Source organism: Micromonospora sp. AMSO12t (assembly GCF_008806585.1).
Lineage (GTDB): Bacteria > Actinomycetota > Actinomycetes > Mycobacteriales > Micromonosporaceae > Micromonospora > Micromonospora reichwaldensis.
Genome location: NZ_WAAS01000011.1, coordinates 1 through 21,963, shown reverse-complemented (window position 1 = coordinate 21,963; position 21,963 = coordinate 1). Strand labels below are relative to the sequence as shown.

The following is a 21,963-nucleotide window of genomic DNA, read 5'->3' as shown; positions in this document are numbered from 1 at the left end:
ACTAACCTTCTCCGCCGCACCTTAGTAGGAAAAATTCCTTTACGACAGTGGGCGGTTGGCGAAAGAGAGGCGACGGTACCGCAGCGGGTCGGTCACGCGCGGCCGGGCGCGGGGGGCGAAACCGGGCGCACCCAGACGATCGGGCGTACGCGAAACGGGCGCCCGACCTGTGCGGTCGGACGCCCGTCGAGCGGTACGGGAATTACCGGTGGGTGACGCTGCGGCGACGACCCACACCGGCGACCAGCGCCACGGCGATCGCAGCCAGCACCACCTGGACCAGCAGCTCGCCCCAGTCGACACCGGCGGTCGAAGTGGCGATACCCATCGCCCGGGCCAGCACGGTGCCCAGCAGCGCGGCGCCGACACCGATCAGCATGTGCAGCCACATCGGCATGTTCTGGCGGCCCGGCACGAGCAGGCGACCCAGAGCGCCGACAATGAGACCGACGATGAGCGCAGTGACGATGCCCCAAACGGTGAGCTCCATGTCGCCCTCCTCCTTGAGAAAGTCAGTTCCACGATCTGTGGTGTTCCTGTCGTGACCGCTAAGTTCCCGACCCGCCGAAATTCCAAACCGCTTTTCTGGGGCACCGGTTCGGCACGCTCCAGACCGGACTTCCGGCACCGCCGCAGCGCCGCCGGGTCCGGCCGGGACCGGGCGGACGGACGCCCCGGACTGCCCGTGAAGGGCCCCGGGGCGTACGCGAAACGGGCGCCCGACCTGTGCGGTCGGACGCCCGTCGAGCGGTACGGGAATTACCGGTGGGTGACGCTGCGGCGACGACCCACACCGGCGACCAGCGCCACGGCGATCGCAGCCAGCACCACCTGGACCAGCAGCTCGCCCCAGTCGACACCGGCGGTCTCCGTGGCGATACCCATCGCCCGGGCAAGCACGGTGCCCAGCAGCGCGGCGCCGACACCGATCAGCATGTGCAGCCACATCGGCATGTTCTGGCGGCCCGGCACGAGCAGGCGACCCAGAGCGCCGATGATAAGACCAACGATGAGCGCAGTGACGATGCCCCAAACGGTGAGCTCCACGTCGCCCTCCTCCTTCAAAAAGAATCAGTTCCACTGTCTGTGGTGTTCCTGTCGTGACCGCTAAGTTCCCGACCCGCAGAAAACCCAAACCGGTTCGACCGACGAAGACGACGTCGTACATCAATGGCGCACCGGCGGTGACCGCACCCGCGCGATCATTCGCGCAGGTGGCGCCCTTCTGCCCGGCGGGCGGAGCCCGGGGGCCACGGGGCCGAAAAATTCCTCCGACGCGAACGGCCGGCGCCCCGGGACGGGCGGGACCACCGAGGGTCCGCAGCCCGGCCGGGGCGCCGGCCGTCGTACGTCGTCATCCGCCGGACGCACCGGCGGCAGGTCACTTCTTGCCGGGGGCCTTCCCGTCGCCGGAGTCGGAGGAGAGCGCGGCGATGAAGGCCTCCTGGGGGACCTCCACCCGGCCCACCATCTTCATCCGCTTCTTGCCCTCCTTCTGCTTCTCCAGCAGCTTGCGCTTGCGGCTGATGTCACCGCCGTAGCACTTGGCGAGCACGTCCTTGCGGATCGCCCGGATGGTCTCCCGGGCGATCACCCGGCTGCCGATCGCCGCCTGGATCGGCACCTCGAACTGCTGGCGCGGGATCAGGTTGCGCAGCTTCGCCGCGATCGTGACGCCGTAGTTGTACGCCTTGTCCTTGTGCACGATCGCGCTGAACGCGTCCACCGGCTCACCGTGCAGCAGGATGTCGACCTTCACCAGGTCGGACGCCTGCTCGGTGGAGGGCTCGTAGTCCAGCGAGGCGTAGCCCTTGGTACGGCTCTTCAACTGGTCGAAGAAGTCGAAGATGATCTCCGCGAGGGGCAGCGTGTAGCGCAGTTCCACCCGGTCGGCGGAGAGGTAGTCCATGCCGAGCAGGCTGCCCCGGCGGCCCTGGCAGAGCTCCATCACCGCGCCGACGTAGTCGTTCGGGGTGAGCACCGTGGCGCGCACGACCGGCTCGTACACCTCGGCGATCTTGCCCGTGGGGTACTCGCTCGGGTTCGTCACGACGATCTCCTCGCCGTCCTCCGTGATGGCCCGGTAGACCACGTTCGGCGCGGTGGAGATGAGGTCGAGGTTGTACTCGCGCTCCAGCCGTTCCCGGATGATCTCCAGGTGCAGCAGGCCGAGGAAGCCGCACCGGAAGCCGAAGCCGAGCGCGCCGGACGTCTCCGGCTCGTAGTCGAGCGCGGCGTCGTTGAGCTTGAGCTTGTCCAGCGCCTCGCGCAGGTTGGGATAGTCGGAGCCGTCGATCGGGTAGAGGCCCGAGTAGACCATCGGCTTCGGGTCCTTGTAGCCGCCGAGGGCCTCCTTCGCCGGCCGGGAGTTGATGGTGATCGTGTCACCGACCCGGGACTGGCGGACGTCCTTCACGCCGGTGATCAGGTAACCCACCTCGCCGACGCCGAGCGCGTCGCCCTTCACCATCTCGGGCGAGATGACGCCGATCTCCAGCAGCTCGTGCACGGCGGCGGTCGACATCATCTTGATCCGGTCGCGGGCGCTGATCCGCCCGTCGATGACCCGGACGTAGGTGACCACGCCCCGGTAGACGTCGTAGACCGAGTCGAAGATCATGGCGCGGGCGGGTGCCTCCGCGTCGCCGACCGGGGGCTTGAACTGCCGGACGATCTCGTCGAGCAGGTACGGCACGCCCTCGCCGGTCTTGCCGGACACCTTGATGCAGTCCGCCGGGTCGCCGCCGATCAGGTGCGCCAGCTCCTCGGCGTACTTCTCCGGCTGGGCGGCCGGCAGGTCGATCTTGTTGAGCACCGGGATGACGTGCAGGTCGTTCTCGAGCGCCAGGTAGAGGTTCGCCAGGGTCTGCGCCTCGATGCCCTGCGCGGCGTCGACCAGCAGGATCGCGCCCTCGCAGGCGGCCAGCGACCGGGACACCTCGTAGGTGAAGTCGACGTGGCCCGGGGTGTCGATCATGTTGAGCACGGCGGTCTCGCCGGCCCGGTCGCCCTCCCGGATGGTCCAGGGCATCCGGACGGCCTGGCTCTTGATCGTGATGCCGCGCTCGCGCTCGATGTCCATCCGGTCGAGGTACTGCGCACGCATCTGCCGGGGGTCGACCACGCCGGTGAGCTGCAACATCCGGTCGGCCAGGGTCGACTTCCCGTGGTCGATGTGGGCGATGATGCAGAAGTTCCGGATGCGCGCCGGGTCGGTGGCACCAGGAGCGTTCGCGCCGGAATCGAGCGTCGGTGGCACAGCGGTCCGTTCTGATCGGCTGACGTGAGCGGGCCGGCACGACGCCGGCTCCCTCTATGCTCCCACGTCGCCGCCGCGCGTCCGCTGCGCGGGCGATCCCCGCCGCCGGGACCGCCCCGGGAGCGCCGCCTCGCCCGGCGTCGCGAGCACCGCCCCCTCACCCGGCGTCGCCTCCCGCGCCGCGCCGAGCGGCGAAGGGGCGAGCGGCGGAGGGGCGAGCGGGGTCACTCGGCGGGGGGCTCGACGAAGAGGGCGGCGAGCTTGGGCAGCCGCCGCTTCGCCTCCTCCTCGTCGTCGAAGTCCCAGAAGTCGTTGAGGTCGGGCACCGGCGCCAGCTCCGGGTCCGCCGGCAGCTCGGCGGCGGTGACCCGGCGGTACGCGTCCCACGGCGCCGCCAGCATCTCGGCGGCCGAGAACTCCTCACCGCTGAGCGAGGCCGCCCTGACCTGGGACAGCCCGGCCAGCGAGTCCGGGTCGGCGACGGCACGTGCGAACACCTCGCGACCCTGGGTCATCAGCCAGCCCCGGAAGTGGTGGAAGCCCTCGTCGGACACACCACCGTTGATCAGGTAGGCGGCACCCCAGAGGTCGACCTTGTGGGAGGCGGACAGCACCCGCGCCTGGTGGCGGGCGTACCCGACGATGTCCTCCGGGTCGCGCTCGGCGAGCAGGGCGACGGCCCGCGCGGCGACCGCGTGCGGCTCTCCCCCGCCGCCGGCCCGGGCCCGGTCGATCAACTGCCAGAAGTCGTCGGTCCTCATGGCCTGGCAGTCTGGCAGACCTCGCGCCGCTCCCGCCCCGCCAAGGGAGGCACGGCGGGTCGCGGGCGCAGTGGCGGTGCGGGCCGATGCCCCGCCCGGCAGCATGGTGGCGTGACCCCGACGTCCCCGCCGCCCGTGCCGTACCACGCGACCGCCCGCCGGCCGGAGTGGGCGACGCTGCCGGCGGCGCTGCGTACCGCCATCGGCGACCGCCTCGGCGCGCCCGTGGTCGCGGCCCGGGTCGCCGGCGCCGGCTTCACCCGCGGCTTCGCCGCCATGCTCCGCACCGCCGCCGGGGACCGGGCCTTCGTCAAGGCCGCGGCCACCGCCGAGCAACCGCGACTGGTCGACTGGTACGCCCGGGAGGCCGCGATCCTCGACCGGCTCCCGGCCGGGCTGCCGGCGCCCCGCCCCCGGTGGACCCTGTACGAGGCCGGCTGGTTCGCGCTCTGCCTCGACGCCGTCGACGGGCACACGCCCCGACTGCCCTGGGACCCCGCCGAGCTGACCGCGACCCTGACCGGGTACGCCGACGTCGCCGCCGCGCTGGCCGGTGCGCCGGCCGGGCTGCGCGAACTCGGGCTGCCCCACCTCGCCGACCTGGCCCGCGACGACATCCTCTGGTGGGGCGAGGTGGCCGCCGGCCGGGAGCCGGCACCGCCGCTGCCCGCGCCGCTCCGGGACCGCCTGCCCGAGCTGGTCGCGCTGGAGTCCCGCCTCCCCGCGTACGCCGCCGGCGCCACCGGCCTGATCCACGGCGACCTGCGGCTGGACAACGTGCTGATCGACGGGGCGGGGCGGGCCTGGTTCTGCGACTGGACGTGGCTCTGCCAGGGGCCGCCCTGGTTCGACCTGGTGACCCTGCTGCTCACCGCGTACGCCGACGGCCTGGACGCCGACGCGCTCTTCGCCCGGCACCCGGCATCGGCGGGTGCGCCTCCCGACGCGCTGGACGCCAGCCTCGCCGCCCTCTCCGGCTACTTCCTCACCACCGCCGCCTCGGCGCCCGGTACCGCGTCACCGCACCTCCCGGCGCACCAGCGGTGGAGCGGCGAGCAGTCACTCGGCTGGCTCGCCCGCCGGCAGGGCTGGACCTGACCGGACCGCTCGCCGCCGTTGTGGCATGCCTACGACCGCTCGCCGTGGTGGCATGCCCGCGGCGCCCACCAGGGCGGGGACCGAGCCGTTTTGGCTCGTCCCGGGCGACCTGGTAACCTGGCTCTTCGCGCAGCGATGACGCATGCTCGTCGCGCGCGGAATGCAGACCAACCCGAGCTATCAAGACGAGGCTGTCGCGTGGCGAACATCAAGTCCCAGATCAAGCGCAACCGGCAGAACGAGAAGCGCCGGCTGCGTAACAAGTCGGTCAAGTCGTCGCTGAAGACCGCCGTCCGGAAGTTCAACGAGGCCGCTGAGGCCGGTGACGTCGAGAAGGCCACCATCCTCATGCGGGACGCCTCGCGCAAGCTGGACAAGGCGGTCAGCAAGGGCGTGATCCACTCGAACCAGGCCGCGAACCGCAAGTCCGCGATCGCCCGGCGCGTGGTGTCGCTCTCCGCCTGACGAGGCGACCTCAGACCTGACCGGAAGCCCCGGGCACGACCCGGGGCTTCCGGCTGTCTGCTTTTCACGCGCTGCGCTGCGAACGCGCCGCCGTTCGCCGTGGCCTGGCGTCGTCCGCCGTGGCCTGGCGTCGTCCGCCGTGACCGGGCGCCGTTCGCTGCGGCTCACCGCGGCTCGCCGTGGCTCGCACAGCAGATCTTGGCGGGAACAGGCCCTCACCGGGGCCGTTTCCTTCCAAGATCTCGAGCGGGGCGGCCTCGGGTGGGCCACGGCCTGCCGGGCGCGGATCGGTCGGCGGGCCGCCGTCGGTCGGTCGGCGAGTCGCCGTCGGGTCGGTCGGCGGCGGATCGTCAGCCCAGCGAATCGGGGTGGGCACGCTGCGGGCCGAACTCGGCGTCCGCGCGGCCACCGTCGCGCTCCCCCGTGCCGTACTGCGCGTCCAGGTACACCTGCCGGTCGCGTACGGCCCGCGCGGTGTGCGGCACCGGCGACGCCGTGACGACGACGCCCTGCACGGTGTGCGCGACCCAGTCGACCCTGGCCCGCCCGACCACCGGCTCCATCTGCTGGCGGAAGCGGTCCCGTTCCTGCTCGGGCACGAGGGCGGCGGTGCGGACCACCATCGCGGCCACCATGTCGTTGAGCTTCACCATCGCGGCCACCGTGGCGGGCAGGACGAGCACCGACCACCAGGTGACCAGCTCGGCGAGGGCGAGCAGCGCGGCGAGCGCGACGGCGCCCTCGAAGAAGAGGAAGCAGAGCACCCCGCCCGGGTTGACGAAGCGCAGCCGGAGCAGGCGCGCGTAGAGCGGACGGTACCGCTCCTCGTCGGCGGGGATCGTGGCCCATGAGCCGCGGGGTGCTCCGCTCACCGGGCGCCACCCTGCCGAGCGGCGGCGACCGAGAACACGGCCCGCTCCAGCGCGTACGCGCGGTCGTCCGAGCCGCCCTTGACGGCCGCGTTGCACTCGGCCGCGGCCCGCATCGCCTCGACCAGCCCTTCGGGCGTCCAGCCACGGGCCCGCTGCTGAGCGGACCTGATCTTCCATGCCGGCATGCCGAGGGTGCTCGCCAACTGGAAGGGGTCGCCCCGACCGGCGGCGGCGACCCGGGCCACGGTGCGGACGCCGTCGGCGATCGCGTCGGCGATCGGCACCGGGTCGACCCCCACGTGCAGCGCCCAGCGCAGCGCCTCCAGTGCCGCCGGCACGTCGCCCACCATGGCGGCGTCGGCGACGGTGAAGCCGGTCACCTCGACCCGCCCCCGGTAGTAGCGGGCGACCGTGTCGGCGCCGATGCGCCCGTCGGTGTCGGCCATCAGCTGGGAGCAGGCGGCGGCCAGCTCGCGCAGGTCGTTGCCGACCGCCGCGATGAGCGTCTCGGCCGCGTCGTCGGTGCACTTCCCGCCAGCCCGGCGGATCTCGTCCCGGACGAAGGCCACCCGGTCGCGGTGCCCCTTGAGCTTTGCCGCCGGCACCACCGTCGCCCCGGCCGCCTTCAGCCCGTCGGCGAACGCCTTGCCCTTGGCCCCGCCGAGGTGCAGCACGATCAGCTGCACGTCCGGGTCGGGATTCTTCGCGTACGCCAGCAGGGCCGCCACCAGGTCCTTGCGGGCGTCCTGGCCGGCGCGCAGCACCAGCACCCGTCGCCCGCCGAAGAGGGACGGGCTGAGCATCTCGGCGATCTCGCCGACGACGAGGGCGCCGGCCTGGTATTCGCGGACGTCCACGTCGGGGTCGACGCTGCGGGCCTTCACGACGGCTTCGGTGACCGCGCGCGTGGCGAGCAGCTCCTCGTCGCCGAGGACGAGCAGAATAGGAGCGAAGCTGGCGGCGGTCACGCCGCCCATATTCGCACGGCCGGCGGCCGGATCCAGTCTGCTCGTCCGCACTCCGGTTGCGGAGCCCGCACTCAGCGCAAATCCAGACATTTACCTCAGTACGCCGCTAAAGCCAATAATCGACGTCGATTCCTACCGTTGTCGGCCCGGCGGCGTGCCTCGTGTCGCCACCCCCAGGCCGGCCCGGCCGAGCACCGCCGCCACGTCCCCCTCCGTGTCGGTACGCAGCACCCGCGCCCCGCCCCGGGCCAGGCGCCCGAGCACCGCCGGATTGGGGTGCCCGTAGGTGTTGCCCGTCCCCACCGGCACCAGGGCCACCACGGGACGCACCGCGTCCAGGAAGGCCGGGTCCTGGTAGGCCGACCCGTGGTGCGCGACCTTCAGCACCTCGGCCCGCAGGCCGCCCGGCGAGGTGTCGTCCAGCAGCGCCCGCTGCTCCTCGGTCTCGGCGTCCCCGGCGAGCAGGATCCGTACGCCGGAGACGGTGGCGAGCAGCATCAGCGAGTTGTTGTTGGGATCCGACCGGGTGCCGCGCATCGGGCGGGGCGGGCCGATGACGGTGAACTCGACGCCACCCTCCCGGTACCGCCACCCGGCCGCGCCCGCCACCACGTCGACGGAGTGCGCCGCGGCCTCGGCGAGGACCAGTTCCCGCCCGGCGGCGGGCTCGGACCACTGCGGGGTGAGCACGGCACCCACCGGTCGACCCCGGAACACGCCCGCCACGCCGCCGGTGTGGTCGACGTGGAAGTGGCTGACCACCAGCAGCGCGACCTCCCGTACGCCCAGCCGACGCAGGCAGCCGTCCGCCGCCCCCGGGTCCGGCCCGGCGTCGACCACCACCGCCCGGCCGGCCGCCACCGGCAGCACGACGGTGTCGCCCTGGCCGACCGCGCAGGCGGCGACCACCCAGCCCGCCGGGGGCCAGCCGGGGGCGGCCAGCCGTACGGGCAGCGTGCCGACCACGACGGCGACGACGACCACCGCCACCAGCCGGCGGACGACCGGGTGCCGGGTGGCCACCAGCAGCGCGACGGTCAGCCCGGTCAGCAGCAGGGCCCCCGGCACCCCGCCCGGCCACGGCAGCGTGCCCGCCGGCAGCCGCGCGCCGTGCCGCGCCACCATGACCAGCCACCAGGCCGGCCAGCTGGCCAGCCACGCGACGAACTCCGCCCCGGCCGGCCAGACGGGCGACACCGCCGCCGCCAGCACCCCGAGCACCGTGGCGGGCGCGATCGCCGGCACCGCCAACAGGTTCGCCGGCACGGCGACCAGGCTCACCGTGCCCGAAATCCCGGCCACCACCGGGGCGCAGGCGAGCTGCGCGGCCGCCGGCACGGCCAACGCCTCGGCGAGCCCGGCCGGCACCCCGCGCCGACGGAGCCCGTCGCGCCACCTCGGGGCGAGCAGCAGCAGACCACCGGTGGCCAGCACGGAGAGCGCGAAGCCGGCGTCACCGGCCAGCTCAGGGTCGACCAGCACCAGCACGGCCACCCCGGCGGAGAGGGCGGGCAGCGCCGCCCGGGGACGTCCGGCCGCCAACGCCGCCAGCCCGATGGCGCCCATGGTGGCGGCGCGCACCACGCTCGGTGAGGGACGGACCAGGATGACGAAGCCCACCAGCGCCAACCCGCAGAGCCCGGCGGCCAGCCACGGTCCGGCCCGCGCCCACCGGGCCAGCAGCAGCACCGCCCCGACGACGATGGCCACGTTGGAGCCGGAGACCGCGTTCAGGTGGGTCATGCCGGTGGCGAGGAAGTCCTCCTCGACGGTGGGCGGCAGCCGGCTCGTGTCGCCGACCACCAGGCCGGGCAGCAGCCCGCCCTGCTCGTCGGGAAGCGGCAGGCAGGCGCGTTGCAGGCCGGCCCGCAACGATCCGGCGGCGCGCTGCGGCGACGGGGCGGCCCCGTGCGGCACCGGCGGTCCGGCCGCGCTCAGCACCGCCGCGGTCAGGTCGCCGCCGCGCGGGGCGGCGAGCCGTCCTTCGGCGGTCAGCCGCTGACCGGGCAGCAGGCCCCGCCAGGCGGGATCGGTGGCGAGGACCAGCACGTGGGCCGGCGTCGCGACCCGCCGTCCGTCCGGGCCGGTGAATGAGGTCAGCTCGGCCGGCACGAGCAGGGTGGCCGGGCGCCCGGCGACGCCGCGTACGGGGCGGGGGTCGTCGCGGACGACCAGTTCGGCGGTGACGACCGCCCGCTCCTCGACCAGGGCGCGGACGGGACCGGAGTCGCGGACGGACAGCCGCGCGGCGGTGGCCGTCGCGCCGCAGACCACGCCGAGCAGCACGGCGACGGCGATCCAGCCGTACCGCCGGACGGGGTCGGCCGGCCGCCCGAGGACGCCGGCCAGGTGCAGCCCGCCCAGCACCGACCCTCCGGCCGCCACCGCCGCCAGGAGCAGGGTCCGGCCGACGGTCAGGTGCAGCCCGGCCAGCGCGGCGAGCCAGGTGGCCACCGCCAGTCCGGCCAGCCGCAGGTCGATGACCGCCGCGACCCGCTCGCCCCCGGCGTCGACGCCGGGGGCCGCGGGGCCGGCCGGGCCGGAGCCGGACGAGCCGGGGCCGGGGCCCGACGGGCCGAGCGCGCCGCCGGTCGTCACACCGTCACCAGGTCCTTGAGCTGCTCGTAGCGGGCGTCGCCGATGCCGTCCACCTGGCGCAGGTCGCCGACCGAGCGGAAGCCGCCCTGCTGGTCGCGGTGGGTGAGGATGCGCTGGGCGAGCACCGGCCCGACGCCCGGCAGCGCGTCGAGCTGCGCGAGCGTCGCGGTGTTCAGGTTGAGCCGGCCGCCCGCGCCGGGCGCCCCCGGCGCACCGCCGGGAGCTGCCCCGGGCGGGGGTGCCGCGCCCGGCGGTGCCGCGACGCCGACCAGGATCAGTTCCCCGTCGGTGACCTTGCGGGCGGGGTTGAGCAGGGCCACGTCCACCCCCGGCAGCGCCCCGCCGGCCGCCTCCACGGCGTCGGCGACCCGCGCGCCGGCCGGCACCCGGACCAGCCCGGGACGGCGTACCTTGCCGGCGACCGCGACCACCAGCTCGCCGGCCGACGTGGCGGCCGGTTCCGCGAGGCCGGTCACCGTCGCGTCGGATGCCTCGGCGGTGGCGACCGGGCGGACCGGCTCGGTCTGCGGCCGGGACCGCCAGGCCCAGAAGCCGGCCCCGAGCACCACCAGCACGGCGACGACGGCCAGCGCCCGCACTCCCCGCCGGCCGGGGTCGAACGCCCCGGGCCCCGGCAACCGGGACGCCACGCCGGCATCGACGGCCCGGGTCGGCGGGTCGGGTTCCGGCGGCCCCGTCGCGCCGGCCGGCGACGCCGGTGCGCGGGACGGAAACGCCGGTGTGCGGGGCGGCAGCGCCACGACCGGCTCCGGCACCCCGACCGAGCCCGGACCGTCGACGGACAGTCCGGCGAGCCTCCGATGATCGCCGGACAGCGCGGCCGGCCCGTTACGGTCGCCGAACGGCCCGGCCGGCCCCTGACGGTCGTCGAACTGCCCGGCGGGTTCGCCGGTCCGTTCCAGGGGATCGGCGGACTCGCCGAGGTGCGCCGGTGCGGCGCTCGACGGCCAGCCCGCCACGAGCTGGCGCAGTCGTTCCCGGACCACCGTCTCCTCGTCTTCTGACACGACGCGAAGCTAGGTCCGCGAGCCCGGGGCGCGCGGCCGGCCGGGGCACGGCTGTGGATGACGGCACCGCCTGTGGACAACCGCCTGATCATGCGGGTGATGTGCTAGGGCGGCGAAGAACGGCAGCTCAGCGGTTGCTGGCGTCGAGGGCAGCCTGCTCCACCCGCTGGCGGTGGTCCCGCCACCACGGCTCGTCAGCAGGTGGCAGGTTGTCGTTACTCGGCAGCAGCCCGGCCGCGCCGTCGACCAGCTCGCGCACGATGTCCGCGTGGCCGACGTGCCGTTGTGTCTCCGCGACGACGTGGACCAGGACGCGGTGCAGTGTGACTGCGGCATCGCCCCACCACGGCACCCGGCCGATGTCGTCGAGCGCGAGGGCTTCGATGGTGGTGTCGGCGTGGGAGCTGGCGCGACGGTACAACGCGACGATCTCTTCGCGACTCTCGTCGGCGGTCGCCCACATGTCGGCATTGGTCTCGGCGCCGTCGCCGACGTACGGCAGCTCCTGCTCGAACGGCCGGCCGAACACGACGCCGAAGTAGAGGATCTCCATGGCCGCCGCGTGTTTCACCAGGCCGAGCAGGTTGGTCGCGGTCGGGGTCAGCGGGCGCCGGGCGTCGTACTCGCTGAGCCCGTCGAGCTTCCACAGCAGCGCGTCACGGCCGCCCTTCAGGTAACTGTGCAGGTCGTCCTTCATCGGGTCACGATGGCACCCGGACGGGTGTCGGCGCTGCCCCGCGTGATCGACAGCGATCACGGTCGACAGGACACCCTAGTCGCTGACCGGCGGGCGGCGGTGCACGACGACGCAGGCCAGGCCGGGCCCGGCGTGCGCGGCGACCACCGCGCCGGCCTCCGAGACGTACGAGTCGTGCAGGCGGTCGCCCAGCCGGGCCGTCAGCGCCTCCAGCAGCGCCTCCGCCCGCTGCGGCGCGGCGAGGTGGTGCACGGCCAGGTCGACGTCGGCGTCCCCGGCGGCCTCGACGGCCAGGTCGGCCAGCCGCGCCACGCCCCGGCTGGCCGTACGCACCTTGTCCCTGAGGACGATCGCGCCGTCCGGCATGTGCATGATCGGCTTGACCGACAGTGCGGTGCCGAGCAGCGCCTCGGCGGCGCCGATCCGGCCGCCCCGGCGGAGGAACTCCAGCGTGTCGACGTAGAACCAGATGCTGGTACGGGCGATGGCGTCGACGGCGGCGTCGCGTACCGCCGACAGGTCCTCGCCCCGCTCGGCGGCCGTGGCGGCGGCGACGGCGGGGAAGCCGAGGCCCATGCCGGTCGAGCGGCTGTCGACCACGGCGACCCGGTCGTCGAACCCGGCGGCGGCCAGCCGGGCGGCCTCCACCGTGCCGGAGAGTTCGGCCGACAGGTGCACCGAGACGATCCCGTCGGCGCCCGCGTCGAACAGCTCCCGGTACGTCTGGGCGAACTGCTCCGGCGCGGGGCGCGAGGTGCTCACCGAGACGCGCCGGCCGCCGAGCACCCGGGTGGCGTCGGCAGGGGTGGTCTCCACCCCCTCCAGCCCTTCGGCGCCGTTGAGCACGACGGCCAGCGGCACCACCGTCAGCCGGTGCACGCGCAGCAGCTCGGGCGGGAGATAGGCGGTGGAGTCGGTGACGACCGCGACGGGCATGCCCGGCACGCTAGCCGATGTCGTCGGGGAACGCCCGGGTCAGACGGCCTCGGTGGCCGGGACGGTGATCAGGCCGACGTTGTGGGCGCGCAGGTGCCAGCCCCGGGCGGCGTCGTGGCGCAGCTCGGTCCAGTGGCAGTTCTGCAGCGAGCCGATGGTGCGCAGGACGGCGTGCTCCCAGCCGAGCAGGTGGCCGCAGCCCTGCCGGGCCGCGCCGCCGTGGGTGGCGACCACCACGGTGCCGCCGGGCACGGCGTCGGCGGCGTCGGACAGGGCCGCGCCCATCCGCTTGCCGAGGTCGTCCAGGGTCTCGATGCCGGCGCCCGGGTCCGGGTCGCCGGCCCGCCAGCGGGCGAACTCGGCGGGATGGCGCTCGGCGGCCTCGGTGAGGGCCAGCCCCTGCCAGGAACCGAAGTGCCGCTCCCGCAGCCGTGGGTCGGTGCGCACCGGCAGCCCGGTCAGCGCGGCCAGCGCGCCGGCGGTGTCCGCCGCGCGGCTCAGGTCGCTGGCCACGATGGCGTCGGGCCGCAGCCCGGCCAGCAGGGGCGCCGCGGTGCGGGCCTGCTCGCGGCCGAGGTCGTTGAGCGGTACGTCGGTCTGCCCCTGGACCCGGCTGGCGGCGTTCCAGTCGGTGTTGCCGTGCCGCCAGATGATCAGGCGGGTCATTCCGCGGTGGTGGAGCCGGTGCCGGACTCGGCGTCGACGAGGTCGCGGTCGACGAACGGGATCGTCGGGCAGTCCTTCCAGAGCCGGTCGAGGGCGTAGAACTCGCGCTCCTCGGTGTGCTGGACGTGCACCACGATGTCGACGTAGTCGAGCAGCACCCACCGGCCGCCCCGCTCGCCCTCGCGCCGGATCGGCTTGGCCTTCTCCGGCAGCTCCAGCAGCCGCTCCTCGATGGCATCGACGATGGCGAGCACCTGACGCTCGTTGGGAGCCGCGGCGAGCAGGAACGCGTCGGTGATGGCGAGCTGGTCGCCCACGTCGATGATGACGATGTCCTGCGCCTTCTTGTCGGCCGCGGCCTGGGCGGCGGCGATGGCCAACTCGTGGGCGCGTTCGGAAATTGTCACCGTTCTCCTTCGATCAACCGTGCGATCCTCCAAGCGTCTCACACCCGGTGGAATCCCGACTCGTCAGTTCTGGCGCGTTACCCACCCGAACCGCCCCATACCGGGCCGAATCACGTCTGATAGAGGCGTCGCTTGGCGATGTACTGCACCACACCGTCCGGCACCAGATACCAGACCGGCTCCCCTCGGGCGACCCGGGCCCGGCAGTCCGTGGACGAGATGGCCATGGCCGGGACCTGCACCAGGCTCACCGTGTCGGCCGGCAGGTGCGCGGCGGTCAACTCGAAGCCAGGCCGGGTCACCCCGATGAAGTGGGCCAGCTCGAAGATCTCGTCCAGGTCCTTCCAGGAGAGGATCCGCTCCAGCGCGTCCGCCCCGGTGATGAAGAACAGCTGCACCTTCGGGCCGTACTCGGCGTGCAGGTCACGCAGGGTGTCGACGGTGTAGGTGGGCCCGCCCCGGTCGATGTCCACCCGGCTTACCTGGAAGCGGGGGTTGGAGGCGGTGGCGATGACCGTCATCAGGTAGCGGTCCTCCGCCGGGCTGACCGGCTCGTCCGCCTTCTGCCACGGCTGGCCGGTGGGGACGAAGACCACCTCGTCCAGCCCGAACCGGTCCGCCACCTCGCTGGCCGCGACGAGGTGCCCGTGGTGGATCGGGTCGAAGGTGCCGCCCATGATCCCGACCCGCCGGATGTCTTCCTCCACCCCGCGATCCTAGGCCGGGCGGAACCGGCGGCCCCGAGGGGTCGCCGGACCGTCCCGTCCGGCGACCCGGCCCCGGCGCGCTCGCGGTGGCCGCCGGCGACCACCCTCTTCGGCCGTCAGGCCGCCGCCGCGGCGACCGCCGTCCGGGCGACCAGGGCGCGACGCAGGTCGTCGTCGGCGTCGGTCACCACGCGGCGCAGGCCAGGGGTGACGTCGTCGCGGGCCAGCAGCGCCGCGGCCGCCTCCCGGGTGGGCTGCGCCACGGCGTGCCGGGGGAAGGCCAGTCTCGCGACATGGTCGGCCACCCAGGGCGTACGCGCCCGCGCGGCGGCCGGCATGTCGGCGAAGTAGCGCGCCACGTAGCCGGCGGTCAGCTCGGCCTGCTCCGGCTGCCAGAACCCCTCCGCGGTCGCCTCGACGAGTCGGTTCGACAGCTCGGTGTTCGACACGACGATCTCCCATGCGGCCCGCTTGGCGGCCGGGTCGGGCAGCGCCGCGCGGCAGCGGGCGGCCCGCTCGGCACCGGCGGCGCTCGGGTCGGCCGCGGCCTCGGCGGCGACCTGCGCCGCGCCGGCCGCGCCGAGCACCACCAGCCGCAGCAGCAGCGCCCAGCGCAGCTCGGCGTCGACCGCCAGCCCCGGCGGGACGTCCCGGCCGGCGAGCCAGCCGGCCAGCCGGTCCGCGTCGGTGCTGGCGGCGATCCAGCCCCGGGCCGCCGCGAGCTGGAGCGAGCCGCCCGCCGGGGCGCCGTCGAGCAGTTTCCGGCAGGCGGCGGCGACCTGCGCCAGGGCGGCCTCGCGGGCGGGCGGGTCGAGGTAGCGATCGACCAGCGAGCGGCTGAGCGTGAGCACGTCCTCGGCGATGATCACCTCGGTCTCGGCGGGGAGGGCGGCGGCGATCAGGGCCACCAGGCCGGCGACCGGGCGCTCCCCGTCGGTGGCGGCGTCCAGCGCCTCGCCCCAGAGCAGTGCCCGGGCCAGCGGGTCGGCCAGGCCGGGCAGCACCAGCGGCACGGCGTCCGCCGACGCGGGGTCGAGCCGGATCTTGGCGAACGTCAGGTCGCCGTCGTTGGGCAGCAGCAGCCGGGCCGCCGGCTCGCCGACCAGCCCGGTCAGCACCGTACGGCCGCCGTCGGCGTCCGGGTCGAGGTCGACCTCCGCCCGGACGACCGTCCCGTCGGCGGCGTACCGGCCGACGCCGATGCGGTGCGGGCGCAGCACCGGGTGCGAGTCGGGGGCGCTCTGCCGGATCGCCACCTGGGTGTAGCGGCCGTCCGCGTCGACGCTGACCTCGGCGCGCAGCGTGTCGACCTGCGCCGTACGCAGCCAGCGCTCCGCCCAGCCGGACAGGTCCCGCCCGGCGGCTGCGGCAAGGCTGCCGAGCAGGTCGGTCAGGGTGGCGTTGCCGAAACGGTGCTTCGCGAAGTGGGCGTTGAGGCCGGCGAGGAAGGCGTCGTCGCCGAGCCAGGCGACCAGTTGCCGCAGCACGCTGGCGCCCTTGGCGTACGAGATGCCGTCGAAGTTGAGCAGGCCCTCGGCGGCGTCGGCGACCTCCTCGGGCGCCACCGGGTGGGTCGAGGGGCGCTGGTCGGCCGCGTAGCCCCAGGCCTTGCGCCGCAGGGCGAAGGTCGTCCAGGCCTGGTCGAAACGGGTCGCCTCGGCGGTCACCCGGGTGCCGAGGTACTCCGCGAAGGACTCGTTGAGCCACAGGTCGTCCCACCAGCGCATGGTGACCAGGTCACCGAACCACATGTGCGCCATCTCGTGGGCGATGGTGGTGGCGCGCTGCTCCCGCTCGGTGTCGGTGACCGCGGAGCGGAAGACGTAGTCGTCGCGGAAGGTGACGAGGCCCGGGTTCTCCATCGCGCCGGCGTTGAACTCCGGCACGAACGCCTGGTCGTACTTGTCGAACGGGTAGCGCTCGGCGAAGAGCTGGTGGAACCGGTCGAGGCACTGCCCGGTGACCGTGAGGATCTCCTCGGCGTCGGCGTCCAGGTGTGCCGCCAGGGAGCGCCGGCAGTAGACGCCGAGCGGGATGCCGTCGTGCTCGCCGCGCCGGACGTGCCAGGGGCCGGCGATCAGCGAGACGAAGTACGTGGCCAGCGGCGCCGTCGGGGCGAACTCCCAGCGCCCGGGGCGCGGCGTGGCGGCGAGCTGGCCGTTGGCCGCGACGGTCCACTCCGGCGGGGCGGTGACCGACATGGTGACCGGGGCCTTCAGGTCGGGCTGGTCGAAGGCGGCGAAGATGCGCTGCGCGTTGTCCAGGAAGGACAGTGCGTAGACATAGGTCTCGCCGTCGGCGGGGTCGACGAAGCGGTGCATCCCCTCCCCGGTGTTCGAGTACGCCATCTCGGCGGCGACGGTGAGCGTGTTGGCCTCGGCCAGCCCGGTCAGCGGCAGCCGGTTTTCGTCCAGCGTGGCCGGGTCGACGTCGCGGTCGTTGAGTCGTACCGCCAGCAGTTTCGCGGGTTGGACCTCGACGAAGGTCTCCGCGCCGGGGGTCGCCCGGAAGCGGATGGTGACGTCGGAGCGGAATCGCTCGCCGTCGCCGGTCAGGTCGAGGTCCACCTGATAGGACTCGACGGTGATCGCCGCGCCACGCGCGGTCGCCTCTACACGGGTCAGGCTCGGCATCCGCTTATCCTGCCCGATGGGGAACCGTGCGTGTTTCCCTCATGACCCCTGGCACTGGAGGACTGAACGATGGCTTCGCACCCCAAGGGTGACTTCGACCTCTCCCGGGCGGTCTGGCAGCGGGCCGAGGGCGACACCTCCGAGAGCGCCGTCGAGGTCGCCTTCGTCGACGACCTGATCGGCATGCGCAACTCCGCCGAGCCGGAGGGCCCGGTCCTGGTCTTCACCCAGGCTGAGTGGGACGCCTTCGTCGCCGGCGCCCAGGACGGCGAGTTCGACCTGGACTGAGTCGGGCTGACCGCTTGCCTGCCCGAGCGTGCGGGCCGGGCTGACCGCGCCCGGCCCGCACGCCCGGCCGTCAGGTGGTGGTGCAGGTCAGCGGCGGTACGGGGTTGGTGCCGCTCCACGAGCCGAGGAAGCCGATGACCGTGTCGGCACCCGGGCCGAGGCTGCCGTTGTAGCCCACGTTGCGCGCGGCGACGGCGGATCCGCTGGTGGTGACCGTCGCGTTCCAGGCCTGGTTGACGGCCTGGCCGGAGGCGAGGGCCCACGTCACGGTCCAGCCGCTGATCGCCGTGCTCCCGGCGGTGATCCGGATCTCCCCCTGGAAGCCGCCCGGCCACTGGCCCACGATCCGGTAGGCGGCGGTGCAGGACTTGCTGCCGCTGGTCGGGGTCGGGGTGGGCTGAGCCGTCGGGGTGGGCTGAGCCGTCGGGCTGACCGTGGGCGTCACCGTCGCGGTGGGGCTCGGCCCACCGCCGAAGATCGTGGCCTCCCTGGCGGTCGCCCTGATGCCGTTGGCGCCGTTGAAGATCCGCTCGCCCCAGGTGGTGAGCCGCGCGGGGTCGAAGCTGGTGGCCATGTCCAGGATCGGGTCGGTGTTGCCGCTCCAGGACCAGCCGAGGTAGCCCAGGCCACGGGCCTGCGACTCGGCCAGGATCGTCTCGTGGTCGACCTCGTTGGCGTTGAACCGCCAGCCGAACTCGCCGATGACCAGCGGCCAGCCGTTGTCCTCGAACCGGTCCAGGTAGTCGGTGATGGCCGCGGCCGTGTTGAACACCGCGTACATGTGGATGGAGAGCACGGTGTTGTGCCGGCTGTCGGCGTCCAGGATCGCCTGCGCGTTGTCCCGCATGACGTACTGCCAGTCCTGGCCCCAGTTCGGCCCGTCGACCATGAGCAGGTGCTCGAAGCCGTTGGCCCGCATCTTCGTGATCGCGGCGGTGGTCGCGGCGGTCCACTGACCGGCGTTGACGTTGCCGATCGGCTCGTTGCCGATGTTGATGACGACGTGGTTCTCCTGGCCGACGAGCGCGTTCTTCTGGCTGATCCAGTAGTCGACCGCCTCGTCGAGCGACGCGGCGGTGCCCTCCTCGCCGTAGCCGGTGGTGTCGTGGACCTCCAGTACGCAGATCAGCCGGTTCTGCTTGCACAGTGAGATCACGTCGGCGACGTCGGTGGACGGACCCCAGCGCTTGCCGCTGCCCAGCACCACCCGGACGGTGTTGGCGCCGAGCGCCTTGACGTCGGCGAACGAGTCGGTCTCGCCCGTGTACCAGACGTGAGGGTGGTTGACGCCTCGCATGACGAACGGCTGGCCGTTCGCCTCGACGATGTTGCGTCCCTCGACGTGCAGTCCCACCGCCGCGTCCGCCGGCTTGACGAACATCAGGACGGACGCGGCGACGGCGAGCAACGCGGCGCCGACGGAGAGAAGTCTTCTCTTCATGGCCTACCTCAGGGTGAGGCCCCGACGGATCGGGGCACAGGCACGCCTGCCCAGGCGCACGCGGATGGCGGTGCGCGGCGCGCTCGTGACGAGTGCGACGTACGGGTGCGAGGCCGGCTCGGCTCTGCAACGGTGCCAAGCTACTCGTGGTCACGCAGGCTTCGCAATAGGACATCGTCGATGGGTCGGCTGTTCCCCCGGCCGGCGGCGGTACGGGACCGGGCGCTCCGCGTACCCGGCCCCGCACCGGTGGTCGGTCAGGTGGCGGGGCGGGGCCAGGCGCCGCTGGCGGGCCCGCTCACTGGCTCGGTCGCCGTGCCCGCACCCGCTTGGCCACCGCCGACCAGAGCCGGCCACCGAGCCGGGTCCGTTTGACCCAGCGCAGTCGGGCGACCGCGCCGCCGGCCGGCTGGCGTTGCTGCGGGGGCGCGGTGATCCGGGCGTACGCGGCGCCGGTGGCGGCCCGGGTGGTGCCCGGTTCGAGCTGCTCGGAGGCGAGCGCCAGCCAGGTGAACTGTTGCAGCGTCCGCTGGTCGGGTCGGCCGCCCCGGGCGGCGGTGCGGAGCGCCTTCTCCACGGCGGGCCGCCGGACGAGACCGGTCAGCGGGCCATGGGCGGTGTCCAGCAGTTCGGCCATGGCCTGGAGGCCGTCGCCCTCCCACACCCGGGTGGCGGTGGACGGGCCGGTGGAGACGCTGACGAACGGGACCTGCGCCCACTCGGGCACCAGGCGGGCGATCAGCCCGGTGTGCATCAGCCGCTCGCGCTTCTGCCCGGGAGTCAACGCGAAGGTGGCGGCGACGAAGCCGGGCGAGAGGAACGGGGTGACCATCCCGATCGCGTAGGCGGAGGTGTACCAGCGGCGGACCCGCTCCACCAGGTAGATGTAGTCGACCAGGCGCAGGTCGTGCAGGCCGAGCCCGCTGCCGTGGTCGAGCAGGCCGCGGATCCTCTCCCGCTCCGCGGTGACGACGGCCGCGTCGGCCACGCCCGTCGGCACGGCGTTCAGCAGCCGGGCCAGGGCGGTCTCCTGCGGGGACGGCTCGCCGTCGTCGTCCGTCGGGGGATACCAGTATTCGGTGGCGAGCTCCCCGGCGGCACCGGTGAAGGTCGCCGGGCCGGCCTGGTCGACCAGACGCCCGGGGCCGGCGGGGCGCACCAGGTAGCTGGAGGGGAACTGGTGGTCGGTCAGCTGTTGCAGTCGCCGGGCCCGCTCGTACAGGCCGGTCCCGAGCACGTTGGCCCGCGCCCCGGCGAGCCGGAGCGTGTGCTCGGGGTGCAGTCCTCGCTTGTCGCGCAGGATCCGCACCAGTTCGCGGGCGACCTCGCCCTCGGCGCGGGTGTCCTCGTTGGTCAGGAACCTGGGGGTCCGGCCGGCCGCGATCAGCGACGCGGCGATGAGCCGGGAGTCCTTCCCGCCGGACAGCCCGAGGGTGATGTCCTCGTCGTAGAGGCCGTGGATGCTGGCCGCGGTGGTCGTGATGGCGTCGGCGGCGCGGTCCAGCAGCTCGGTCACCGGTCGCCCCTGCGCCGCCAGCCCGTCCCGCACCACGTCGTCGGTCGCGTACTTCGTGGTGGTGGTGAGCTGCCACCCGCCGCCGTCGCGCCGGCGGCCGGTCACCCGCTCGCCGGGGCGGAGCAGTCGGGCGCCCCGCACCGGGGAGCTGTCGCCGCCGAAGTGCCCACAGAGGGTGTACGACGCCCAGCCGTCCAGGTCGGGCCGCAGGTCGCCGTGCAGGAACGCGGCCAGCAGGCTGGGCCGGGTGCAGAAGGCCGTCAGGCCGGCCGACCGGCCCGTGAAGACCCGGCACATGCCGATCCAGTCCTGTTGCAGGGCGAAGTTCCCGGCCGCGTCGAGGGCCAGCAGGCCGAACGGTGGCACCACCTCGCGGTGCACCTCCTCGCCCACCAGCAGGCGCCCGGCCAGCGCCGCCGGGCCGCCCGTCACGTCGACCCCCACGGGCAGCCCGAGCGACACGGCGGTGACCGGCCCGACGGTGTCGACGGTCGGCCACCGGTAGGCGCCCCGGTCGCTGCGGTGCAGGACGGTCACGCCCCAGTCGTCGGCGCCGAATTCGTGTCGTACGAAACTGTCGGGCACCACGTCGGCGACGGCCGTTTCAAAGCGATGTCTCGCGGCGCGCCGGGCGCTCTCCGACAGATTGTCGTCGGCGAACCAGGCCAACATCACGTGCATGTGCGATTCCCCCGAACTCGCAGGAGCGGTCGTTTCCGCCTGATGGGGAGTCAACCTCCGGATCACCTGGCGCGGTTGCCTCAGTGAACAAACGAGGTACTTCCGGCATTGGTGATCGGGGCCGACCTTTCGGCGTCGCCGCCGCTGCGAATTCGACCACTAAATAACCACAAAACGGACGACTGGCAAAGAGGTTGCTCCGGCGCGGATCTTGAGATCAATTCCTCAGCAGAGCTGTCGCCGCTTCGAAATGAGCCGCTGGCGGGATTCCCGGCACGGCATTTCTTCGATGACGGCAAATACGATGTCCCCGCTCCCGGATTCACGTCCGCGACGGGTATCCGACAGCCGCGCACGGGTCGATCTTTCCCATCGCCCGCACGCGCGACTGCCGCATCGGTGATCTCGAATGGCGGGCTAGTCGCCGTCGCCCCAGCCGAGCCCGCCCGGACCCGGAGCGTGATGGAAGCCGGGATGGCCGGCGACGTCGGCGCAGCGCTCGCCGTCCGGGCCGGACGCGCCGCAGAACAACCGCTCGGCCTGCTGCCACGCCTCGGCCGGCGACAGCGCCGACGCGCCCAGGGCCACCTCGGACCGCAGCAGACTCAGCGCCTCCGCGTACCCGACGGCCAACTCCCGGGCCGACGCCAGGTCGGCGGCGGTGAAGCCGAGGTGCACCGTGAAGAACCGGCCCGGCCGGGCAGAACGGCGGGGCGGCGCGATCAACGAGGCGCGGGCGACCTCCCCGGCCGCGCCGAGCGCCTCCCGCGCCTGCCGTTGCCGCCAGTACGCCGGCCTGTTGTCACGCATGTGTCCTCCCCGTGGCGATCGTGGGCGGCCTCGTCCTGCGGTGGACCCCCCGCGTTCCGTCCCGGCCACCGCCGCGGTCGTGCCGGCGGCGGACCGGCGCGGACCGCTCTCCCGAGGAAACCAGCTCGCCGC

The 21,963-nt window shown here is 73.7% G+C and carries 20 protein-coding genes; 3 read left to right on the top strand and 17 right to left on the bottom strand.

Annotated features, from left to right (window positions below; translation table 11 throughout):
* Positions 1 to 202 precede the first annotated feature (202 nt).
* The 4 genes from F6X68_RS03065 to F6X68_RS03050 form a co-directional block, all read right to left on the bottom strand.
* Positions 203 to 490: a GlsB/YeaQ/YmgE family stress response membrane protein gene (locus tag F6X68_RS03065; RefSeq protein WP_151452806.1), complete on the bottom strand. Its 288-nt coding sequence runs from the start codon at positions 488 to 490 to the stop codon at positions 203 to 205.
* A 269-nt stretch (positions 491 to 759) separates the two neighbouring features.
* Positions 760 to 1,047 carry a GlsB/YeaQ/YmgE family stress response membrane protein gene (locus F6X68_RS03060; RefSeq protein WP_151452805.1) on the bottom strand — a complete coding sequence of 96 codons (288 nt, stop codon included), beginning with the start codon at positions 1,045 to 1,047 and terminating at the stop codon, positions 760 to 762.
* 334 nt (positions 1,048 to 1,381) lie between these two features.
* Positions 1,382 to 3,259 (bottom strand): translation elongation factor 4, encoded by a 1,878-nt coding sequence (gene lepA, locus F6X68_RS03055; RefSeq protein ID WP_151452804.1) that lies wholly within the window; start codon positions 3,257 to 3,259, stop codon positions 1,382 to 1,384.
* Positions 3,260 to 3,483: 224 nt separating this feature from the next.
* Positions 3,484 to 4,020: a DUF4240 domain-containing protein gene (locus F6X68_RS03050; protein ID WP_151452803.1), complete on the bottom strand. Its 537-nt coding sequence runs from the start codon at positions 4,018 to 4,020 to the stop codon at positions 3,484 to 3,486.
* A gap of 111 nt (positions 4,021 to 4,131) precedes the next feature.
* Between F6X68_RS03050 and F6X68_RS03045 the strand changes: the two genes are divergently transcribed.
* Positions 4,132 to 5,118 carry a phosphotransferase family protein gene (locus F6X68_RS03045; RefSeq protein ID WP_225851942.1) on the top strand — a complete coding sequence of 329 codons (987 nt, stop codon included), beginning with the start codon at positions 4,132 to 4,134 and terminating at the stop codon, positions 5,116 to 5,118.
* Between the two features lie 198 nt (positions 5,119 to 5,316).
* Positions 5,317 to 5,583, top strand: a complete 267-nt coding sequence (gene rpsT / locus F6X68_RS03035) for a 30S ribosomal protein S20 (protein ID WP_132240425.1) — start codon at positions 5,317 to 5,319, stop codon at positions 5,581 to 5,583.
* A gap of 350 nt (positions 5,584 to 5,933) precedes the next feature.
* On the opposite strand, the gene F6X68_RS03030 is transcribed toward rpsT, so the two are convergent.
* The 10 genes from F6X68_RS03030 to pepN all read right to left on the bottom strand — a co-directional run bounded on the left by F6X68_RS03030 (position 5,934) and on the right by pepN (position 17,095).
* Positions 5,934 to 6,455 carry a hypothetical protein gene (locus F6X68_RS03030; RefSeq protein WP_225851941.1) on the bottom strand — a complete coding sequence of 174 codons (522 nt, stop codon included), beginning with the start codon at positions 6,453 to 6,455 and terminating at the stop codon, positions 5,934 to 5,936.
* Entirely contained in the window at positions 6,452 to 7,432 is a 981-nt protein-coding gene (holA, locus tag F6X68_RS03025) for a DNA polymerase III subunit delta (protein WP_151452801.1), read from the bottom strand. The genes F6X68_RS03030 and holA overlap by 4 nt, the downstream gene beginning before the upstream one ends.
* A 123-nt stretch (positions 7,433 to 7,555) precedes the next feature.
* Complete coding sequence (locus tag F6X68_RS03020) at positions 7,556 to 10,021, bottom strand: ComEC/Rec2 family competence protein (RefSeq protein WP_225851940.1); 2,466 nt, start codon at positions 10,019 to 10,021, stop codon at positions 7,556 to 7,558.
* Positions 10,018 to 10,857: a helix-hairpin-helix domain-containing protein gene (locus F6X68_RS03015; protein ID WP_151452833.1), complete on the bottom strand. Its 840-nt coding sequence runs from the start codon at positions 10,855 to 10,857 to the stop codon at positions 10,018 to 10,020. Before F6X68_RS03015 ends, F6X68_RS03020 begins: the two co-directional genes overlap by 4 nt.
* A 319-nt stretch (positions 10,858 to 11,176) precedes the next feature.
* The gene (locus F6X68_RS03010; protein ID WP_151452800.1) at positions 11,177 to 11,746 is read right to left on the bottom strand and encodes a DinB family protein; all 570 of its coding nucleotides are present in this window, start codon (positions 11,744 to 11,746) and stop codon (positions 11,177 to 11,179) included.
* Between the two features lie 75 nt (positions 11,747 to 11,821).
* Entirely contained in the window at positions 11,822 to 12,682 is an 861-nt protein-coding gene (locus F6X68_RS03005) for a DegV family protein (RefSeq protein ID WP_151452799.1), read from the bottom strand.
* 39 nt (positions 12,683 to 12,721) lie between these two features.
* Entirely contained in the window at positions 12,722 to 13,348 is a 627-nt protein-coding gene (locus F6X68_RS03000; protein WP_151452798.1) for a histidine phosphatase family protein, read from the bottom strand.
* Positions 13,345 to 13,755 (bottom strand): ribosome silencing factor, encoded by a 411-nt coding sequence (gene rsfS, locus F6X68_RS02995; protein ID WP_132240430.1) that lies wholly within the window; start codon positions 13,753 to 13,755, stop codon positions 13,345 to 13,347. The genes F6X68_RS03000 and rsfS overlap by 4 nt, the downstream gene beginning before the upstream one ends.
* Before the next feature lie 110 nt (positions 13,756 to 13,865).
* A complete protein-coding gene (gene nadD, locus F6X68_RS02990) occupies positions 13,866 to 14,462 on the bottom strand; it encodes a nicotinate-nucleotide adenylyltransferase (protein WP_151452797.1) in 597 nt (198 codons plus the stop codon).
* A 116-nt stretch (positions 14,463 to 14,578) separates the two neighbouring features.
* Positions 14,579 to 17,095, bottom strand: coding sequence for an aminopeptidase N (pepN, locus tag F6X68_RS02985; protein ID WP_151452796.1), 2,517 nt, complete (start codon positions 17,093 to 17,095; stop codon positions 14,579 to 14,581).
* A gap of 69 nt (positions 17,096 to 17,164) precedes the next feature.
* On the opposite strand from pepN, the gene F6X68_RS02980 reads away from it, so the two are divergent.
* Entirely contained in the window at positions 17,165 to 17,383 is a 219-nt protein-coding gene (locus tag F6X68_RS02980) for a DUF397 domain-containing protein (RefSeq protein ID WP_151452795.1), read from the top strand.
* A gap of 70 nt (positions 17,384 to 17,453) precedes the next feature.
* Here F6X68_RS02980 and F6X68_RS02975 read toward each other — a convergent pair whose 3' ends face one another.
* The 3 genes from F6X68_RS02975 to F6X68_RS02965 form a co-directional block, all read right to left on the bottom strand.
* Complete coding sequence (locus tag F6X68_RS02975) at positions 17,454 to 18,824, bottom strand: cellulase family glycosylhydrolase (RefSeq protein WP_151452794.1); 1,371 nt, start codon at positions 18,822 to 18,824, stop codon at positions 17,454 to 17,456.
* A gap of 298 nt (positions 18,825 to 19,122) precedes the next feature.
* On the bottom strand, positions 19,123 to 21,021 hold the full coding sequence (locus tag F6X68_RS02970) for a hypothetical protein (protein ID WP_151452793.1): 1,899 nt from the start codon (positions 21,019 to 21,021) through the stop codon (positions 19,123 to 19,125).
* A gap of 417 nt (positions 21,022 to 21,438) precedes the next feature.
* Complete coding sequence (locus tag F6X68_RS02965) at positions 21,439 to 21,831, bottom strand: hypothetical protein (RefSeq protein WP_151452792.1); 393 nt, start codon at positions 21,829 to 21,831, stop codon at positions 21,439 to 21,441.
* Between the last annotated feature and the right edge of the window lie 132 nt (positions 21,832 to 21,963).

Coding starts and splice junctions, on each gene's coding strand:
- F6X68_RS02975 (WP_151452794.1), bottom strand. CDS start 18,824: ATGAAGAGAAGACTTCTCTCCGTCGGCGCCGCGTTGCTCGCCGTCGCC.
- pepN (WP_151452796.1), bottom strand. CDS start 17,095: ATGCCGAGCCTGACCCGTGTAGAGGCGACCGCGCGTGGCGCGGCGATC.
- F6X68_RS03000 (WP_151452798.1), bottom strand. CDS start 13,348: ATGACCCGCCTGATCATCTGGCGGCACGGCAACACCGACTGGAACGCC.
- F6X68_RS03050 (WP_151452803.1), bottom strand. CDS start 4,020: ATGAGGACCGACGACTTCTGGCAGTTGATCGACCGGGCCCGGGCCGGC.
- F6X68_RS03010 (WP_151452800.1), bottom strand. CDS start 11,746: ATGAAGGACGACCTGCACAGTTACCTGAAGGGCGGCCGTGACGCGCTG.
- F6X68_RS02980 (WP_151452795.1), top strand. CDS start 17,165: ATGGCTTCGCACCCCAAGGGTGACTTCGACCTCTCCCGGGCGGTCTGG.
- F6X68_RS03065 (WP_151452806.1), bottom strand. CDS start 490: ATGGAGCTCACCGTTTGGGGCATCGTCACTGCGCTCATCGTCGGTCTC.
- F6X68_RS02970 (WP_151452793.1), bottom strand. CDS start 21,021: ATGCACGTGATGTTGGCCTGGTTCGCCGACGACAATCTGTCGGAGAGC.
- F6X68_RS03005 (WP_151452799.1), bottom strand. CDS start 12,682: ATGCCCGTCGCGGTCGTCACCGACTCCACCGCCTATCTCCCGCCCGAG.
- F6X68_RS02965 (WP_151452792.1), bottom strand. CDS start 21,831: ATGCGTGACAACAGGCCGGCGTACTGGCGGCAACGGCAGGCGCGGGAG.
- holA (WP_151452801.1), bottom strand. CDS start 7,432: ATGGGCGGCGTGACCGCCGCCAGCTTCGCTCCTATTCTGCTCGTCCTC.